Raw genomic sequence first — 17,442 nt, 5'->3', positions numbered from 1 at the left:
CGCTGGCTGCTATTATTTTTAAGGTTTACTCGCCCAGCGCATCCAGTGCACGGGCCGAGTACACCATGGCCGCACCGGCATTCAGCGCCACGGCCACGCCCAGCGCTTCGGCAATTTCTTCCTTGCTGGCACCGGCAGCCTTGGCGGCCTTGGTGTGTACGGCAATGCAGCCGTCGCAGCGCGTGGTCACGCCCACGGCAATGGCGATCAGCTCACGGGTCTTGGCGTCCAAGTGGCCGGTCTTTTTGCCAGCGGAGGCCAGCGCCTTGTAGCCCTCCATGGTGCCGGGGCTCAGTTCAGAAAACTCACCCAGTCGGCCAGCCAATTCCTTGCGATATTCGTTCCAGTCCAGCATGTGTTGCTCCTTGTGAAGAAAGCGTTGATTGTGTGCCTTAGCCACAGGGCGTTCAAGCGCAATCCGGTGAGGGTTGAGCCGACTTGAAAACGATGCAGGCGCGAAACGCTCGCTCACATTTCCGTTTGTAATCCCGCTCAAGCGGCTTTCCCCAGCATGGATACTCGGTGCAAAGGAGAAAAAGCCATGAATTCCCGCAACACCCACGACTCTGCCCCTCAGAATCCTGAGGAAGAGGGCTGCCAGGGCTGGGGTGCAATCGACGCCGCATTGCAGACGGTTTATGGCGACCAGCAGCCGGCGCATTACGGTACGGCCATCAAGTTTCGCCTGGGCGGGGCTGACCCGCTGGACGGCATCAGTGTCTACCGCAGCGAGCAGGGCGGGCCGCACTGGCATTACGTCACCTACGGCTTCAGCGACCTGTATGGCGATCTGGACGACAGCTACGACATCGCGCCGGAAAAGCCTAGCGGCTACGGCTTTGAGATGACCTTCAGGCTGGCGCGTGATGTGGACGAGCAAGAGCCCCCGGCCTGGCCCCTGAACTTTCTGCAAAACATGGCGCGCTATGTCTTTCGCACCGGCAACGTCTTCGCGCCCGGCCACTGGATGACGGCCAACGGCCCCATCAAGACCGGTGCCGACACGCTGCTGACCGAAATGGGCTTTGTGACAGATCCCGAACTGGCTCCGATCCACACGCCCTACGGCGACCTGATGTTTTTGCAACTGGTGGCACTGACCAGCGACGAGCTGCGCGAAGTGCGCCGCTGGAATGTGCAGGGCGCGTTGCAGGCCATGCTGCCCTATATGCCGCTGTGGATTGTCGACCTGGCCCGCCCCAGCCTGCACGAGCTGCCCGATGTGCAGGCTGCCATTGATGCGGGCGCTGCCCGTGATGGCTCCAAAACCGGCGTGCTCTACAACGATGTGCTGGGCTTTACCCAGCGCAAGCGCCTGCTGCGCAGCCCGCAGACCGTTATCAAGCTCGGCAGTCTGGGCGTGCGCGACCTCAAAGCCATGCTGCCCGCGCGCCTGCCGCATGGCCGTCCCTTGATACTGGCGGGCGACGGCTCCACGCTGGAGCTGGTGCCTGCAGGCGACAGCGAAGGCGGTCTGCTCGACTGGCATAGCGACCATGAACTCAAGCTCAGCCTGACCCCCGCGCAAATGCAGGCGTGGAAGCAAGCCGTCAAAGGCCGCGACGGCGAATACACCGTGCCCGGGCTGGCTGGCCTGGTCTGGCAGGTCAAAACCAGCATGATCACCGACGACCACGGCAAGGTCACTGGGGCTTACGTAGAGCAATAAATTATCAAACTTGATAGCTGCTTGCGCTTGATGGATAAGCGACAGAGGCTTGTTTGGCTTGAATTGTGAAGGCAGCCCGCTCTGCGCAGTTCACGGGGCTTAATCCACGCAACTGCCCATCTGCCCCCGCGTTGCTGCGGATAATAGGCACCCAGCAAGCCCGCCTCCCATGAGCATTAGGACAGGGCCACGCTGCCGGAGAAACAATGAACGACCTGCAAATAGTGCAATGCACGCACCAGCGCCACGCCGCCGCCATTCTGGAAATTTTTAACGACGCCATCGTCAACTCCACCGCGCTCTACGACTACCAGCCGCGCACCGCGCAAAACATGGTCAGCTGGTTTGATGCCAAGAGTGCTGGTGGCTTTCCCGTCATCGGTATTGAAGACGCCGCTGGCGAGTTGCTGGGCTTTTGCAGCTGGGGCAGCTTTCGCGCCTACCCTGCGTATAAGTACACGGTTGAGCATTCCGTCTATGTTCACCCCGCGCATCGTGGCAAGGGGCTGGGCCTGCAACTGATGGAGCTATTGATCGCCGAGGCAAAGCGCAGGGGCGATGTGCATGTGCTGGTCGGTGCGATTGACGCGGCCAACGCAGGAAGCATTGCACTGCACCAGCGACTGAGCTTTCAGCATGTGGGCAATATGCCTCAGGTCGGCTTCAAGTTTGGCCGCTGGCTGGATCTCGCCTTCTACCAGCTCACGCTGCAGACCCCGCTGAACCCCATCGACGGCTAAAACCACTGTTTTGCTACTAAATAAAGAGCTGTCACCGCATGTCTATCAAGCGCTACAGCCTTGTTTTGCTTCAAAGCGCAGATACATTCTGCGACCGCAAAATAATTAGCGGCTCTTGTCATCCTCCGTACTGGTCGCACGTTAAAGCTTGGTGTTTTTTCACTTTTGATGGAGTGACTGCCATGTGGAAACTGGGTCGCCTGCTGACAACCTTTCGCAAAGAGCTACGGCTCGCCTGGGCCGTGCTGCGCGATCCGCGTGCGCCCAAGGCGGCCAAGCTCGTCACCGTGCTGGCGGCGCTCTACGTCATCAGCCCCATCGACTTTGTACCCGACACCATTCCCATTCTGGGCTGGCTGGACGACGGCATGATCGGCTTCTTGCTGCTGCAACTGGCCTTCAAATTTTTGCCGGCCGAGCTGCTGGCCTCGCTGCGCGAGCGAGTGGGGGCCAAGGCTGTTTAGCGGTTATTCATTGAAAACCATAGCGGCTAGCGCTTATTTATCAGGCGCTGGCCGCTATTTTTATTAAAGATCGTTCAGATCTCAGATGCCCAGAAACTGAAATGGCGCCGAGGGCTTGAACTGCGCCGTGGCATTGCCCGAATAGGTGTGGCTCTGGTCCTTGCCCAGATCCAGCTTCATGACCTTGCCGGTTTGCGGGCTGAAGTCCAGCGCCTTGAGGTCCACCCAGAAGGTATTGGGCGTCAGGGCTGACTCGAAGAAATACAGCTGGCGCTGGTGGTCGAACACGGTACGCCAGCGGGTTGACGAGATATTGGGCTGGCCCGGCGTGCTGATGCCGTAGGGCACCGAGACATTGCGGATCACGCTGAACACGCTGGCCAGCGCCTTGTTGGGGTTCTGCTCCTTGGGAATGGCATTCACATAGAAGGAGGCCCGCGCAAAGCGGTCCGCTGCGCGGTTGGTGCCGGGCAGCATGGTCGTGCCGCCGATCTGCTGCCAGTAACTGTTGAGCGCCAGCTGCTGATCGAAGGTGGGCGAATTGGTCATCACCTGATACTCGCGGCCATGGTGAATGACCTGCTTGCCGGCTATGTACTCGACGATGGCGCTGTCGCCGCTGGAATCCGACATGGATAGATGCAGCGTGGTCAGGCGGCTCTCTCCGGGCACATTGTCTGAGACGATGGTGAAGGGCTCCTTCTCCAGCGCGGCCACGGCCTCCTTGACGCTGGCAAAGCTGTCCAGCACATATTGCGCCCAGGCCGCAATCGTCAGCCCCGGCTTGCTCTTGTCGTCAAATTTTGGGTATTGCGATTCCACCAGCCACAGTAAATTGGCGTTCAGGCCGGCTTCGTTGACACCGTCCGTGGTCGAGATGTCATAGCCCGAAGTGATGACGCTGCCGTACTTGGACTTCCAGCGCAGCGTGTTGGGGCCCGTCTGCCCGCTGCGCTCCATGCCGCGCGGCAGAACCCAGAGATTGCTGACGATATCGCTCTTCCAGTCCATGGAGCGGGCCGTCATGACCTGGCCCTCTGCACCGTGAAAGACCAGCCGGGTGCAGGCCCAGGCGCTGGTGGTGGCGGCAATGCCAGAGGCGGCCAGCAGCAGGGCGGCCAGTTGGGGGCGGATACGCGGTATGTGAGCTTTCATCCAATCTTCCTTTTTGAGAACAACGGTGATGGGTAGGCAGGCCTGGTGCAGGCCAGGCGTGGCGAACTTTCATACGACGAATCGCACCTTACATGCAGATACTACCTTCGGGGGAAGTTGGCCCCATGACGCCAACCCATCACGCCTGCCCGTGCAGTACTGGCCCATGTCAGGGCGGCAGTGCATGCGCCATGCCGCTGAAACACCCGCCATCGCAGCCTGAAACGAGTGTCTCTCTTGCTTTTTAAGTGAGGAAGCGCTCTGCATCGCGGCCCTAAAATTCCAGACTTTTGCCGGAAACCCCATGCCCGTGAATGTGATCAGCCAGACCCGTTTTACGCTGCAGCGCGACGATGTGCAGCGCACCATGCTGGCGCAGCGAGACGCCTCTGACGCCGTGCTGAAAAGCAAAACAGGCGTGTGGCGCAAGATTCGGCTCGCCTCCATCGCGGCCGTGCCCGTGCTGGCGCTGGTCGCCGCCACCGTCCAGAAAGGCCTAGGCACGCAAATCTGTTTTGGGCTCATGCTGCTGCTGGGCGTACTTTTTTACGCCAGTCACTGGAATATCAAGCAGCGCATGTACGAAATGGGAGCCCGCCGCACGGTCTCGCGCCAGTCCGTGATCCAGATGGTGCAGCAGCACATCTTCAAAGGCCAGTCGCAACTGGCTTGCGCGGCCACATTCGATGAAAGTGGGCTGCAGCTGCAGCAGGGCGATCTGCATCTGGCCGCCGCCTATGACGACGCCAGCCGCATCGGCATCATCTTCGAGCGCCAGGGCATGCTGCAGATCACACCCGCTGCGAACTCCAGGCCCGACGCCATCTTCTTCATCCCCCTGCAACAACTGCCCAATGCCCAGGCCGTGATGCAGCGCCTGCAGCGCAGCCCCAGCTTTGTGGCGGTGCAGGCTTAAGAGCTGCCAACACAACCCTTGATACGTCGTTGCATCGCCTTGTCGTACTTTTGTACTGCCTGCGGCTTCGCGCCTCGTCTCAAACGCAAACCTCCGGTTTGCTGGGTAGTGTTAGCCGCTCTTTTTCGACCGACCCGCATCGCACGTTGCTATCAAAACAAAACCGCCAGCGCTTGATGGACGGGCGCTGTCGGGCGAATCAGGGCTGAATCTTCAAGCCGGGCTGGCGACGCTCAGCGCCCCTTGCACTCGCGCTTTTCTTTGTATTCGCCGTCCTTCTTCCACTCGCGCTCCACCTTGCAGCGGCCCTCGCGGAATTTCTCCTGGTGATCGTTGTGGCGGTCATGCGGACGCAAACCCTTGCATTCGCGCTGCTCCTTGTACTCGCCATCGTTCTTCCACTCACGCTCGACCTTGCAGGGGCCTTCCCAGAACTCCTGCTTGCCCTCATGGTGGCCGTGGTAGTCATTGCCGGCCCAGCTGGAGAGCGGGGCGGTAATCAGGATCAAGGGCAGAGTCAGCGTAGCAAGCAGTTTTTGCATGTGGATTTTGAGAAATTCAGGAAGCTGTAAGCCTAGCCTTGAAAGGTAGTCGCTAACTGTAAAAAAGGTGAGCACTGCTTACATCGCGCGCATTGTAGAAGTACCTGCTTAAATTCTTTAAATCAAAATTCATTTTTGCTTATGCATTTAATGATTTCACGCTGTCAATTAATTAATTTAATATTGGTGTGAGCCACGAAACTCATTCATTTTTGTTTATATATAGGGCTGTTGGACTTATAAAAACTTGTCCTTGTCTCTATGGGGGAGCTTGAATGAATGAAAAAAATGGCATTCAAAGATTTATTCAAGTAGGAAGTAGGGATGAAGAAAGTGTTATCTAAAAATATGCTGATATACGGCGCTTTCGCAGTCACAGCAATAACTGCGCTTGCTGCCTGCAACGGTGATGATGTTCCCCCCAGTGGCTATGCTCAGGTTGTCTACAAAAATGGAAATGTATTGACTGCCAATAAAGATGCTCAGGTGGTTCAGGCTGTTGCGGTAAAGGACCGCAAGGTTGTGGCAGCTGGAAGTGACACAGAGTTAAGTAAATATATTGGTAAAGACACTCAAGTCATAGATCTTTCCGGAAAAACCATGATTCCTGGTTTTTACGATGCACATAGTCATTTCTTAATGACGGGAATTAATCTTAAATTTGAAGCGGATCTGAATAGTCCCCCGATTGGGGCTATCAATTCAATCGATGAAATAATCAATCTATTGAAAAAGAAGCAGGCCGAGCTGGGTACTGAAGCCTGGCTGACCGGGTTTGGTTATGACGACACGCTTTTAGCGGACAAGCGCCACCCGACCCGTGAAGACCTCGACAAGGTATCCAGTACACAGCCGGTTTTTGTGACCCATATTTCGGGTCATATGTCCGTTGCCAACACGGCGGCATTGAAGTTGGCCGGCATCACGGCGGCCACTGCCAACCCAGAGGGCGGGGTCATCGGCAAGGACGGCAAAGGCGAGCCCACAGGCTATCTGGCTGAAACTGCTGCGCAACTGGTCAGCAAGTTCAAGCCGGCGCTGACTGCTGCACAGCAGCAAGAAGGCTTGGCTGCTGCGGCGAAAATGTACGCGTCCAAAGGGGTGACCACCGCCAATGATGGCGCTACGGGTCCCGCAGGCGTTGAGGCTATGGAAAAGGCCGCGCAGAGCGGTCGTCTGCCTATCCGTGTTGTGGCTTGGCCTATGGGGCTGGGTGCCTTGGCTGGATCGAAAGCGATTGCGCTCACCAGCGGCAAGGTCAAGGTCGGCGGGATCAAGGATTTTCATGACGGATCCATTCAAGGCTATACCGGCTATCTCAGCCACCCTTATCACACGCCCCATGACGGCGACGCCGACTATGCGGGCTATCCGCGATCGAGTCGCGAGGCTTTGGTAGCGCGTGTCACTGATGCGCAAAAAGCCGGGGTTCAGATGTTTATCCACGCCAACGGAGACCAGGCCATATCGGACGTGCTCTATGCCTACCGCAAGGCGCAGGAAGCCTATCCGCGTAGCGATGCACGCAATGTCATCATCCATGCCCAGATGGCACGCGAAGACCAGCTCGACGAGATGAAAGCGCTGGGCGTGATTCCATCTTTCTTTGAGCTGCACACCTATTACTGGGGCGACCGCCATCGCGATATCTTCCTGGGTCCCGATCGTGGTACGCGCATCAGCCCGGTGAAATCTGCACTCAATCGCGGCATTCCATACACCCTGCATGCCGACACGCCCGTGGTGCCCATGGACCCCATGCTCATGCTATGGACCGCTGTTAATCGCGTCTCCACCAGTGGCGCAGTCATTGGTGCGGATCAGCGTGTATCCGTCATGGATGCATTGCGTGGCATCACCATCAATGCCGCCCACCAGAACTTCGAGGAAAAAGAGCGAGGCTCCATTGAAGCCGGCAAATTTGCCGATCTGGTTGTGCTTTCCGCTAACCCTGCGTCTGTCGATCCCATGAAGATCAAGGACATTCAGGTGCTGGAAACCATTGTGGAAGGGGAGACCGTTTACAAGTCGGGCCGCTGAGGCGGTTGGTCTAGGCCGGTAGCCGGGGTCTCTGCATGAATGCCACTTATGGTATTTGTGCGGAGACTTTTTTGATAGCTGGCTGCGCTTGATTAGGTTGGGGTTGAGGCGGATTTGGCTGGAAATCCGAGAGCAATAACTGCAGAGCTTGGGCTGTGCGAGCGATGCAAGCAACATGCTTTATTACTGGACAGAGGGCGGGTCTCGGCCCGCCTTGCCGACCTACTTTCTGCTGCCAGAAAGTAGGCAAAGAGCTGGCCCCTGTTGCCCCGTCCCTCCGGCTTCGCCTGCGGGCAAACCTGCGCCGTCAAGCTCTTGTGGCTGTGCGGCAAAACTCACTGCGCGCCGCTGGCGCTCCGTTCAAACACGTTGCCGCAAATTGGATGACGATGCAGTTGCACTCTGCGGTGCAACTGCCAGCCCCAAGAACTTGTCGTCACAGGCGTGGGCAAAAAGGGCGATACCGGGTGCGGGTACCGGATAGCTTCTTTGTATTTTTTGATAGCAGCTACCGCTTGTGGAGTAAGCGCTAAAATCCATTTTCATCACAACTCTCGTAGGCCGTCCGCCCCCGCATTCACCCGTGTGTCAGCGCCTGCGGCACGCGATTCAGGCTGCGGGCATTGGCACCGAAGAGTGTCAATGCTTGGTGAACTGACTTGCGGCAACGTGTTTGAGCGAAGTGCTGCAAGCACGCAGCGAGTTTTGCCGCACCGCAGACTGAATGGCGTGACGCAGGTTTGCCCGTAGCGAAGCGCAGGGACGCAGACAGTCGGGTCGCATTCTTTGGGTTACGTTTCTTGTGCGAGCAAGAAAGGTAACTCGCCTGCCGGGGCGAGACCCGGCCTCTGTCGCTGGCGACAAAACGATTCTGTTTTGATAGCTGCTTGCGCTTGATGTGATTACGCTTGAGGCTGATTTTCTTTTAGTCTTTGTTGGAGCGACATGCCTGTTTTTCTGGCAGAGGGCGGGTCTCGGCCCGCCTTGCCGACTCACTTTCTTGCTTGTGCAAGAAAGTAAGCAAAGAACACAGCCCCTGCTACCCACGACCCCTTCGCTTCGCGACGGGGCAACCTGCGCCGTCAATCTCTTGGGGCTGTGCGGCAAAACTCACTGCGCGCCTTTGGCGCTCCGTTCAAACACGTTGCCGCAAATTGGATGACGATGCAGTTGCACTCTGCGGTGCAACTGCCAGCCCCAAGAACTTGCCGTCGCAGGCGTGGGCAAAAGGGGCGATACCGGATGCGGGTACCAGATAGCTTCGTTGTATTTTTTGATAGCTGCTACCGCAAGCTGGATAGGCACTAGAAGCCAATTTCGTTGTAACGCTCGTCGGCCGCACCCGAATCTCTGCGGCTTTCTGCTGGCGGCCATAAGCGGTCAGTAAGGCTCAGCTCTGAAAGCAGTCGCTCGATGTCTATTTCTGACTGGGTGAAATAATTTGTAAGTAATAGAATGAATGTATCCCCCCTACTGGCTTTCATCCATTTACTTCATCATTTCATGAAATTACCCATAGCTTGGAACCTTATTTTTTGCACTGCGCTTTTGACTGGTTGCGCTCACCCTATTGACGTTACGCCAAAAGCCGCTGGTTTAGATGTGAGCACTGGCGCAATGATGCAGCCGAAAATACCAGCAAAGGCTGCGTACTACATTGCCTCTGATTTGACAAAACTCGAGGTAACAACGCCTGGCGGTGGTGGTGATAACGTGCGCTATTACCCTTATCAGGCGATAGAGTCAGGATTTCAAAAGATTTTGGCTAATGTGTTCGGTAGCGCTATTAAGCTCGATGCAGCACCGACAACCGCTGACCTAGCTAGCAAGGGAATTAATTATCTAGTCGTACCCACTATCGTCACAACCTCGGGGAGCACTGGGTTCTTTACTTGGCCACCGACAAATTTTTCCGTAGATTTGACCAGTCAGGTTCGCTCGCAGGATGGAACGATCATCAGCACACCGCGTGTTGTAGGGGTAGGTGCCGCAGAAACGGGTGAGCGCCTAGGAGATCACGGTATCGCAGGTCGGCGTGCAATGGCCGATGCTTTGGTCAAGATGCAGGCAGCGCTCCTTGAAATACGAATGATTCAGCCGACAGCTCAGAGCCAAGCATCGATACCAATTACGAAGTCTCAAAATGGGGCGAACTCTATAGAGGAACGTTTGAGCCGCCTCAAGTCGCTATTCAATCAGGGCTTACTTAATAAGGATGAATACAACAAGAAGAGAACGGCCCTTTTGGACGAGCTGTAGTCGCTAACTGCCCATTAGTGGATTAACGCCTTGGCGGGAGCAGTCCTTCGTATGAAGTTATTGAACGCCTGCACTTCCGCTTGGTGGCGTTTACTGCCATTTCCAGGAAAGCCCATCGCGGGAGCGATGGGCTTTTTCATTTCCTTTACCTGCTTCCGCAGGTAAAGCCATCAACCAGTCATCAAACCTTCCTCACCCTCACCGGCAAACCCTGCCGCACAACCGCCCCCGAAACCCAATCAATCCAAACATTGTCCTTCTCAGGCCGCGTAGGGTCCGCAAAGCCCAAAGCATTCAGATTCACGCCATTGCCATGTTGCGGGTTGGCATGCGTAGGCTTGCCATCCACCTTATGCGCCACGGTGCCCAGCTGCTTATGGCCGTAGCCATGTTCAATAGCGATAGCACCCGGCGCAATACCGGCGCGAACAAGGGCTACGCCTTGTAGCTTGCCGCCGGGGGTGCTCAGTTCAATCTTGTCGCCATTGGCGATGCCCAGCCTGGCGGCGTCGGCCTTGTTGATGCTGACGGGGTTGTGCGGGTGCACCTGGCGCAGGCGTGAGGCGGCGATGGACATGCTGCTCATCAGGTTGGATTTGTAGCTGGTCATGGTCAGCGGCCAGTCCAGGTCGCTGAACACGGCGCGCATGTCCGCGCCGCTGGCCAGGCGGGTGGGGTACCAGGTGGGGCAGCCGCTGTAGCGTTCGCCGGTCATGGAGTGGCGCATTTTGGAGAGTCCTTCGTGCCAGAAGGTGGCGGGGAACTTGGCTTGCAGCTTGAGCTGGTCGCCCTTCCAAGCGTCTTCTTGCTTGTCAAAGCGCCCGCCACGGCTCATGACCATGGCGACGCGGCGTACCTCCTCGGGTTTGACGCGGGCGGCGACAGATGGCATCCACGGGGTAAGGCCGGTGATTGCAATATCGTCGTCGCTGGCCTCTGGCACGGGCTTGCCGGCCTGGTAAGCGATGTTGCACATGCCGCGCAGGTAGAAGTCTTCGGCGTTTTCCAGATCGAGCGGCTCGCCATCCTTGGTGGACATGGCGTTTTTGCCAAAGCCGGGCAGCTGCAGTTGTTTGGCCACGGCAAACACAAAGGTTTCAAAGCTGATGGGCTGGCCGTCGGCGGTCTTGGCTGTGGCGGCCTGAGCGGTGGGCCAGCGCACGGTGCTGCTTTTGGCCACCACGTCGGCCCAGGGTGCGCCAATGCCCCAGCTTTCGTAGGTGATGGTGTCGGGCACGATGTAGTCGGCCAGGGCCGAGGTCTCGTTGATGAAAGGGTCGACCGAGACAAACAGCGGCAGCTTTTTCACATCCTTGACCGAATCGGCCAGTGCGTTCTCGAACCCGCACATGGCATAGATGGGGTTGCTGATGTGGTTGATCCACGCCTTGACCGGATAGGGGTAGCCCAGCATGCCGGCGGCCAGCATTTCGCTGGAAAGCCCTCCGGGTGCGGGGTACCAGGGCGCTTTGGCGGGGTAGGGGTTCTGGCCGGCTTCTTTCTTGCGCTTGAATTCGCTGGTTTTTTCGTACGGGAACTTGGTGCGCGACAGGGCCACGCCCTTGGGTTTGACTGCGCCTTCAAACTGCGCAAAGTTGTAGCGCGGGCCGGGGCCAAAGGGGCCGAAGGGCCCTGCGTCCATCACCCAGCCACCGCGCACATTGAGGTTGCCGATGAGGTTGTTGAGCATGGCAATGGCGTAGGCGGTGTAAAAGCCCGAGCCATTCATGGTGCCGCCGTGCGAGTTGGCCACGGCCTGCTTGCCGTGGCTGGTGAACTCACGCGCCAGCTCTTCAATCTCAATGGCGGGTACATCGCACAGGGCGGCGTATTCATCGATGGTTTTTTTGTGCGCTTCGGCACGCAGCTTGACGAAGGCTGTGCAAACGTCAATGGGCGCGGGGTCTTCGGTGGCGTCTGCGGCCTTGATGGGCGTGAATTCGCGCTCCACCATCAGCTCGGCAGGCTGGGCCACGGTGTGGGCGGCCAGGCTGCCATCGGCCAGTTGCACCACATACACGTCTTCAGCGGGTGTTTTCTCATCCACCGGCTCAGGCATGGGCAGGCCGATATCGGCACCGCGCAAGAACTGGCCAAAGCGCGGGTGCTTGGGCTCGTTGATGAGTAAATGGGTGGCGTTGCTCCAACTGGCTTCACCCACGGCAGCCATTGCGGCGGGGCCGGGCTGGGTCAGGAACTGCTGGTCATAGCGTTCGTTGTCGATGATCCAGCGGATCAGGCCCATGGCCAGCGCCAGGTCGCTGCCGGGCTTGACTGGCAGCCAGCGGTTGTTGTCGCCTGCCGCAAAACTGGACGAGGTGGGCAGCATGGGCGATACCACGACGTATTTGTAGGTGTTCTCGCCACGCGAGCGGGCCTCGGCCAGCTCGCGGCCCACGCGCTGGAAGGGGTTGCCGGACTGCGCTGGCGAGGTGCCGATGAACAGGCCAAAGCGCGAGTTCTTCCAGTCCGGTTTGCCGTGGGGCATGCCCGCCATATCGCCTAGCGCTGCGCCCGTGCCCACGCGGTAGGTCTGGCCGCAGTAAGAGCCGTGGTTGCTGACGTTGATGGTGCCGAACGCCTGCTTGGCAAAGCGGTTGACCAGGGGCGTGCGGCCTTCGTTGGCGGCTTCGGTCACCAGCAGCTGGTTGGCCTTGGGGCCGTATTCGGGGTTGGCTTCATCGATCAGCGTGTTCACATCGCGGATGGCGGCCAGGCCGTCCACATGGCCTTCGCCAAACAGGTCGCCGCCTGCGCAAATTTCCTTGACCAGCTCCTCGAGCGTGATGGTCTTCCACTGGCCGGAGCCACGCGGGCCCACGCGCTTGAGTGGCTTGAGCACGCGGTGCGGGGCCTTCTGGTGTTCCAGCATGGCCGATCCGCGCGCGCAGCTGGTGGCGCGGCCTTCTAGGCCGTTGTCGCCGCCCAGCATGGCGTAGACCTCGCGCACCGGCGTTTCCATGGGGGCGGGGTTGGTGGTGGCCAGCGGGTGGTAGGGGTTGCCGGCGATGCGGATGATTTGGTTCTGCTCGGTATCGACGCGCAGGCGCACGCCGCACTGGGTCCAGCAGCCAAGGCAGCTTGATGGGCTGACCACCTGGCCGGGCTGGGTGGTCAGCGCGCCGGTGACCGGGTCGATGCGAAATTCAGGCGTGAGCGAGTTACCGCGCGTGGCGCTGGCCGTGGCTTTGCCCGATGTGCCGGTGATCAAGCCCTTGGCGCCTTTGACCACGGTTTCGCCATAGCCCGCCGCAAACGCGGCCAGGCCACCGGCCACGGCGCCACCGCGTAGCAGCAGGCGGCGGCGGGCGACATTGGCGTCGGATACAGCGTCATCTTGAGATTGTTCGGGGGTGAGTTTCTTGTCAGTCATGGTGTGCCCCTTCTGGGCTGGTGCGCGGTAGCGATGCTTTTAATTTGATAGCTGCTACCGCGCTTCTGTTATGCGGTACAGGCCAATTTGGCTTGAATTAATGCTTTAGAGAGGCTCTTAGAGCGGCTAACACTACCCAGCAAACCGAAGGTTTGCGTTTGAGACGAGGCGCGAAGCCGCAGGCAGTACAGAAGTACGACAAGGCGAAGCAACGACGTATCAAGGGTTGTGTGAGTAGCTCTTAGGCTGTGGCCTGGCGTTGGGGAAATAGCTCCAGCGCCCAAGTCGCCATGGCCACCAGTGCCACGCACAGGCCGGCGACGCCGACCATGCCCAGCAGGCCATCGCCGCCCAGCGGCATGCTGTACAGGTACAAGCCCGCGCCAAACTTGGGCACGCCTTGCACGCCCATGAACAGCGCCCAGCGAAAGGCCCAGGCCGATGCGGCCAGGCCCGCGCCCAGCACCAGCGTGTAGCCCTTAGCAGACAGGCGGCGCTGGCCACGCAGCAGCGCCATCAGCACGGCGGCACCAAACAGGGTCGAGCCCAGCATCGAAATGCGCCAGACGGGGAACTCATTGAACAGGCGCACAGCCATGTCAAACGATGGGCTGTGACCTGCCATGCCGTACAGCGCCCAGGTCAGCGCAGAGATCACCAGCGCCGTGGCCAGCCACAGGCCGAGATTGCGCAGGCCTTGCAGGGCAGCGGTATCTGGCTGCATTGCTTTGGGCAAAAAGCGGTACAGCACAAAAGCCATACCCACGGTGGCCAGCCAGCCGCTGAGCGCCAGGTTGATAGGCACCCACAGCGTGTTCCACAGCGGGCGAGAGCGAACCACCATGACCTCGGCACCCGAATACAGCACGATGCTGAGCGTGGACAGCACCAGCAGCGGCACCAGCCAGCGCATCAGGTGTTGCTTGCCCAGCCACCATAGCGCGCACATCAGCACGCACAGCCCGACAAAAGTGGGCATCAAAATCGCGCCCAGACTCATCCACGACCAAGGCGTGAGGTGGGCGTAAAAATGCCAGAAGCGTGCGGGCTGGTGCAAGTCGGCCAGCAGGGCCACGGGCGCGGCAATGGCGCTCATCGCCAGCACCAGTACGGCGGTGGGCAGCAGGCGCTGGCGCAATTCATTGGCCGGGCCAAATACGCAGGCGGAAGTGAGCAGCGCCGCGCCCGTGGCCACGCCGACGAGGAAGAAATACTGCACGGCCCAGGGCAGCCAGGCGGCTTCATAGGCGGGGGTCAGGAGTTCAATGATTTGCATGAGTGGCTCCTTTACAAGTGATCTGCCACGAGACGGACAGTGGCTTGCCCGTCAACGCCATTGACGAATTCATCGGGCAGGCCGATGTAGAACACATGGGGCTTGGTCTTCATGCCGGGCTTGAGGACCTTGATTTCGTCCTTGTGGGCATGGATGCGCTGGTTGATCTCGCTGTGCGCGTCGTTCAAATCACCAATCACGCGGGCGCCGCCCACGCAGCTTTCCACGCAGGCGGGCAGCAGGCCGGCTTCGAGCCGGTGCTCGCAGAAGGTGCACTTATCGGCGGTCTGCGTCTCGTGATTGATGAAGCGGGCGTCGTACGGGCAGGCCTGCACGCAGTAGCCGCATCCCACGCAGCGCTCGTTGTCGACGAGAACAATGCCGTCGGTGCGCTGAAACGTGGCTTGCACCGGGCAGACGGGCACGCAAGGCGGCTCATCGCAGTGGTTGCACAGGCGCGGCAGGCTGACCATGGCGGGCATGGAGTGACCGGGCTGGTCCACCTCGTACTGCAGCACGCTGGTGCGGAACTGGCCGATGGGCGGCTGATTTTCGACCGAGCAGCTCACCGTGCAGGCCTGGCAGCCAATGCATTTGCGCATATCGACCAGCATGCCAAAGCGCTTGCCTTCCATGCCGGGGCGGCGCGTGGGCTGGAATGTGGGATCACCCGGCAAGGCGGCGCGGGCGGTGCTGGCAATGCCAAAGCTGGCAGCGACTGCAATCAAATCCTGCAAAAAACCACGCTTGCTAGGGGCTGTCACGGCGCTGGCAGTAACACTGGGGCTGGTGGGGGTGGAGCTATTGCTGCAGGCGCAGCCTGTGCCGTTGCTGGAGCAGCCTGAAGATTCTTGGGGTTGAAGTGGCATAGCCCTTCCTTTCATCGTCGCACTGGCACCAGAACACTCTGATGCTTATGCATTAATAAGTATTAAATAAATACTTTTTATGCATTAATGACTATATGAATGAAGAGTGGCTGAGCGCTTGATATGTATCAAACCTGCCGTGAAAGAAGACTTCTTCAGAGGGGAGTACGTGCAATCAACCCATAACGGTTTCAAGCATGCAAGTAATTGATTAATGAAGAGTTAAGGAATGATGTGTTTTTGAGAGGGAATGGTGGATTGCAGGGCTGATCGTCACGCTGTCGGCAGCGAATTGCGCGTGAATTCAAGACTGCTTGTTGCCCGCTTGCGTGATGTCAGACGCAGGAGGATTTTTCGGGTGTAGCAGCGCACTTGTCACGTATGTTTAAAACAACAAAGATTCATCCCTATTTTTAGCTACCTAAAAAATAGGACTGCTAAAGATGTGCTTTCCTCTCGGCTACAGAGGGAGCTTGCTGGAAAAAATATTCCTAACTCCGTTGGGTGTATTTCTATGAATTAACAAATGTTGATAAATATGTAAGTTCTGCCTCACAAGATTTCATTGCATTTACCTGCTTTTTCATAGCTAGGGTCAATCGAATAATCATCCCCAAGCGGCTAACTCTATTCACTCAGCGTGTTTGAGTTAGCTCCTGGAAACAAGCGCAACAGGCTGTCGAGATTGAAGTCACGCCTGGGAAACTTAGGGGATATACAACATGAACCGCAGCTATCGCAGTGTCTGGAATGAGTCTTTGGGTGCTTGGGTCGCGACCTCTGAAGTGACAGCCGCTCGCGGCAAAAAAAGCAGCAGCAATCGTGCGCTGGGTTCCTCTTCGGTGCTGGCGTCTGTGTTGGCTGCTGCAGCGCTGATGCCTTCATTGGCTTTGGCAGATACGGTGAACGATACCTATGGTGTGTGCTTACGCAGCACAGGACAGGGCACTTGGACCTGCGAAGTACCTGTAGCGGGCGGTGGCGTGGCCCGCATTTCTGGTGTGCCTGATGCATATAACGGACCCGACGCCGCGTTTGTGAACAATTGGGCCGCACAGAATCTTGGCGCGAATGCGTTGGCCATCGGAAATTTGCTCACGCAGGCCACTGGCGAGTCCAGTATTGCGATAGGTAATGCTGCCAAGGCTCAGGCGGAAGCTTCTACCGCGATAGGTACCTCTGCGCAGGCTATTGCTATCAATAGTGTGGCTTTGGGCGCAGGCAGCAAAGCTGATGGAAGTACTTTGAGTCAAGCGGCTTACGCCCCAGGCGGGGTGGCCGTTGCTGGCACCACACCGGTGGCTGAAGTGTCGTTGGGAAGTGCTGGCAAGGAGCGTCGCATTACCAATCTGGCAGCTGGCGCGACAGATACTGATGCGGTCAATGTGTCGCAGTTGAAGGCATCTCAGGCTGCTGCAACTACTCATTACTACAGCGTCCAATCCGCTGGCGCTGGAACCCCCAATTACAACAATGACGGCGCTCAGGCGACAGGCTCCATGGCTGCCGGTGCGGGGGCGGAAGTCAGTGCCAAAGGTAATAACTCCACAGCGGTGGGCCTTTCTTCAAAGGTGATTGACGCCGAAAACTCTGTCGCCATGGGGTATAGAAATACAGTGACAGGCAATGGACTCAATTCCTATGATAATTCTGTTGCAATTGGTAATCAAAACACTGTCTTGAACTCTGGTAATAGTATTGCTATTGGTAATAAAAATACCCTGGATACTGCGGCTTTATCTGGGCTGATTGGATCCGCTAACTCGATTGAGAGCGGAAGTGGTGGTTATATTTTTGGTGCCGGGAATCAGGTGAAAAACTCAGTAGCTGCAGCCATCAGTGGAAATAGCAGCACAGTTGGTCATAACAACACACTCGATGGCGTAGCCATGAGCAGTGTCTCTGGTTTTAATAACAATGTGACCTATCAGAATGGATCTACCGTTCTGGGCTCTTTTAATACTATTACTGGAGCTATAGTAGGTTCTAGTAGTCGATATTTTGGAAATAATGTAATTGGATATAATAATAATATTGGATCATCTCAGAATACGACGGTAATAGGCAGAGCAAATACCGTTGGAAATAATTCCCTGGGAAATCAGATAATTGGTTCCAGTATTAATGTCGGGAATGATA

12 protein-coding genes and 1 pseudogene are annotated in these 17,442 nt (G+C 57.7%); 7 read left to right on the top strand and 6 right to left on the bottom strand.

The annotated features are described in order from the left end of the window. Nucleotides 1-25: 25 nt before the first annotated feature. The gene (locus RSF91_RS15665) at nt 26-355 is read right to left on the bottom strand and encodes a carboxymuconolactone decarboxylase family protein (protein ID WP_332569290.1); all 330 of its coding nucleotides are present in this window, start codon (nt 353-355) and stop codon (nt 26-28) included. A 186-nt stretch (nt 356-541) separates the two neighbouring features. Between RSF91_RS15665 and RSF91_RS15660 the strand changes: the two genes are divergently transcribed. The 3 genes from RSF91_RS15660 to RSF91_RS15650 all read left to right on the top strand — a co-directional run bounded on the left by RSF91_RS15660 (nt 542) and on the right by RSF91_RS15650 (nt 2,873). Then, complete coding sequence (locus RSF91_RS15660; RefSeq protein ID WP_332569289.1) at nt 542-1,669, top strand: suppressor of fused domain protein; 1,128 nt, start codon at nt 542-544, stop codon at nt 1,667-1,669. Between the two features lie 206 nt (nt 1,670-1,875). After that, a complete protein-coding gene (locus RSF91_RS15655; RefSeq protein ID WP_332569288.1) occupies nt 1,876-2,409 on the top strand; it encodes a GNAT family N-acetyltransferase in 534 nt (177 codons plus the stop codon). A 182-nt stretch (nt 2,410-2,591) separates the two neighbouring features. Then, a complete protein-coding gene (locus tag RSF91_RS15650) occupies nt 2,592-2,873 on the top strand; it encodes a YkvA family protein (RefSeq protein WP_332569287.1) in 282 nt (93 codons plus the stop codon). A gap of 81 nt (nt 2,874-2,954) precedes the next feature. Here RSF91_RS15650 and RSF91_RS15645 read toward each other — a convergent pair whose 3' ends face one another. Then, complete coding sequence (locus tag RSF91_RS15645) at nt 2,955-4,028, bottom strand: linear amide C-N hydrolase (RefSeq protein ID WP_332569286.1); 1,074 nt, start codon at nt 4,026-4,028, stop codon at nt 2,955-2,957. A gap of 304 nt (nt 4,029-4,332) precedes the next feature. On the opposite strand from RSF91_RS15645, the gene RSF91_RS15640 reads away from it, so the two are divergent. Continuing rightward, nucleotides 4,333-4,944, top strand: a complete 612-nt coding sequence (locus tag RSF91_RS15640; protein WP_332569285.1) for a hypothetical protein — start codon at nt 4,333-4,335, stop codon at nt 4,942-4,944. Between the two features lie 233 nt (nt 4,945-5,177). Here the strand turns inward: RSF91_RS15640 and RSF91_RS15635 are convergent, their stop codons facing one another. Next, a complete protein-coding gene (locus RSF91_RS15635) occupies nt 5,178-5,486 on the bottom strand; it encodes a hypothetical protein (RefSeq protein WP_332569284.1) in 309 nt (102 codons plus the stop codon). A gap of 324 nt (nt 5,487-5,810) precedes the next feature. On the opposite strand from RSF91_RS15635, the gene RSF91_RS15630 reads away from it, so the two are divergent. Then, nucleotides 5,811-7,526: an amidohydrolase gene (locus tag RSF91_RS15630; RefSeq protein WP_332569283.1), complete on the top strand. Its 1,716-nt coding sequence runs from the start codon at nt 5,811-5,813 to the stop codon at nt 7,524-7,526. Nucleotides 7,527-8,981: 1,455 nt separating this feature from the next. Next, a complete protein-coding gene (locus RSF91_RS15625; RefSeq protein ID WP_332569282.1) occupies nt 8,982-9,785 on the top strand; it encodes an SHOCT domain-containing protein in 804 nt (267 codons plus the stop codon). A gap of 181 nt (nt 9,786-9,966) precedes the next feature. On the opposite strand, the gene RSF91_RS15620 is transcribed toward RSF91_RS15625, so the two are convergent. The 3 genes from RSF91_RS15620 to dsrO form a co-directional block, all read right to left on the bottom strand. Then, nucleotides 9,967-13,158, bottom strand: a complete 3,192-nt coding sequence (locus RSF91_RS15620) for a tetrathionate reductase subunit A (protein ID WP_332569281.1) — start codon at nt 13,156-13,158, stop codon at nt 9,967-9,969. Between the two features lie 241 nt (nt 13,159-13,399). Further along, nucleotides 13,400-14,434 carry an NrfD/PsrC family molybdoenzyme membrane anchor subunit gene (gene nrfD / locus RSF91_RS15615; RefSeq protein WP_332569280.1) on the bottom strand — a complete coding sequence of 345 codons (1,035 nt, stop codon included), beginning with the start codon at nt 14,432-14,434 and terminating at the stop codon, nt 13,400-13,402. 11 nt (nt 14,435-14,445) lie between these two features. Next, nucleotides 14,446-15,303: a sulfate reduction electron transfer complex DsrMKJOP subunit DsrO gene (gene dsrO, locus RSF91_RS15610; protein WP_332569279.1), complete on the bottom strand. Its 858-nt coding sequence runs from the start codon at nt 15,301-15,303 to the stop codon at nt 14,446-14,448. A gap of 722 nt (nt 15,304-16,025) precedes the next feature. On the opposite strand from dsrO, the pseudogene RSF91_RS19830 reads away from it, so the two are divergent. Then, nucleotides 16,026-16,718, top strand: a pseudogene (locus RSF91_RS19830) (ESPR-type extended signal peptide-containing protein); the annotation flags it as partial. Nucleotides 16,719-17,442 lie beyond the last annotated feature (724 nt).

The organism is Comamonas sp. (assembly GCF_036643215.1).
Taxonomy (GTDB): domain Bacteria; phylum Pseudomonadota; class Gammaproteobacteria; order Burkholderiales; family Burkholderiaceae_C; genus Comamonas.
The sequence above is the reverse complement of the archived record's forward strand: the minus strand, read 5'-3'. Positions and strand labels throughout refer to the sequence as shown.

What these genes read in the sequence shown, in the direction of transcription:
- RSF91_RS15630 (WP_332569283.1), top strand. Translation starts at nt 5,811, where the DNA reads ATGAAGAAAGTGTTATCTAAAAATATGCTGATATACGGCGCTTTCGCA.
- RSF91_RS15635 (WP_332569284.1), bottom strand. Translation starts at nt 5,486, where the DNA reads ATGCAAAAACTGCTTGCTACGCTGACTCTGCCCTTGATCCTGATTACC.
- RSF91_RS15665 (WP_332569290.1), bottom strand. Translation starts at nt 355, where the DNA reads ATGCTGGACTGGAACGAATATCGCAAGGAATTGGCTGGCCGACTGGGT.
- RSF91_RS15625 (WP_332569282.1), top strand. Translation starts at nt 8,982, where the DNA reads ATGAATGTATCCCCCCTACTGGCTTTCATCCATTTACTTCATCATTTC.
- RSF91_RS15640 (WP_332569285.1), top strand. Translation starts at nt 4,333, where the DNA reads ATGCCCGTGAATGTGATCAGCCAGACCCGTTTTACGCTGCAGCGCGAC.
- dsrO (WP_332569279.1), bottom strand. Translation starts at nt 15,303, where the DNA reads ATGCCACTTCAACCCCAAGAATCTTCAGGCTGCTCCAGCAACGGCACA.
- nrfD (WP_332569280.1), bottom strand. Translation starts at nt 14,434, where the DNA reads ATGCAAATCATTGAACTCCTGACCCCCGCCTATGAAGCCGCCTGGCTG.
- RSF91_RS15660 (WP_332569289.1), top strand. Translation starts at nt 542, where the DNA reads ATGAATTCCCGCAACACCCACGACTCTGCCCCTCAGAATCCTGAGGAA.
- RSF91_RS15650 (WP_332569287.1), top strand. Translation starts at nt 2,592, where the DNA reads ATGTGGAAACTGGGTCGCCTGCTGACAACCTTTCGCAAAGAGCTACGG.
- RSF91_RS15645 (WP_332569286.1), bottom strand. Translation starts at nt 4,028, where the DNA reads ATGAAAGCTCACATACCGCGTATCCGCCCCCAACTGGCCGCCCTGCTG.
- RSF91_RS15655 (WP_332569288.1), top strand. Translation starts at nt 1,876, where the DNA reads ATGAACGACCTGCAAATAGTGCAATGCACGCACCAGCGCCACGCCGCC.
- RSF91_RS15620 (WP_332569281.1), bottom strand. Translation starts at nt 13,158, where the DNA reads ATGACTGACAAGAAACTCACCCCCGAACAATCTCAAGATGACGCTGTA.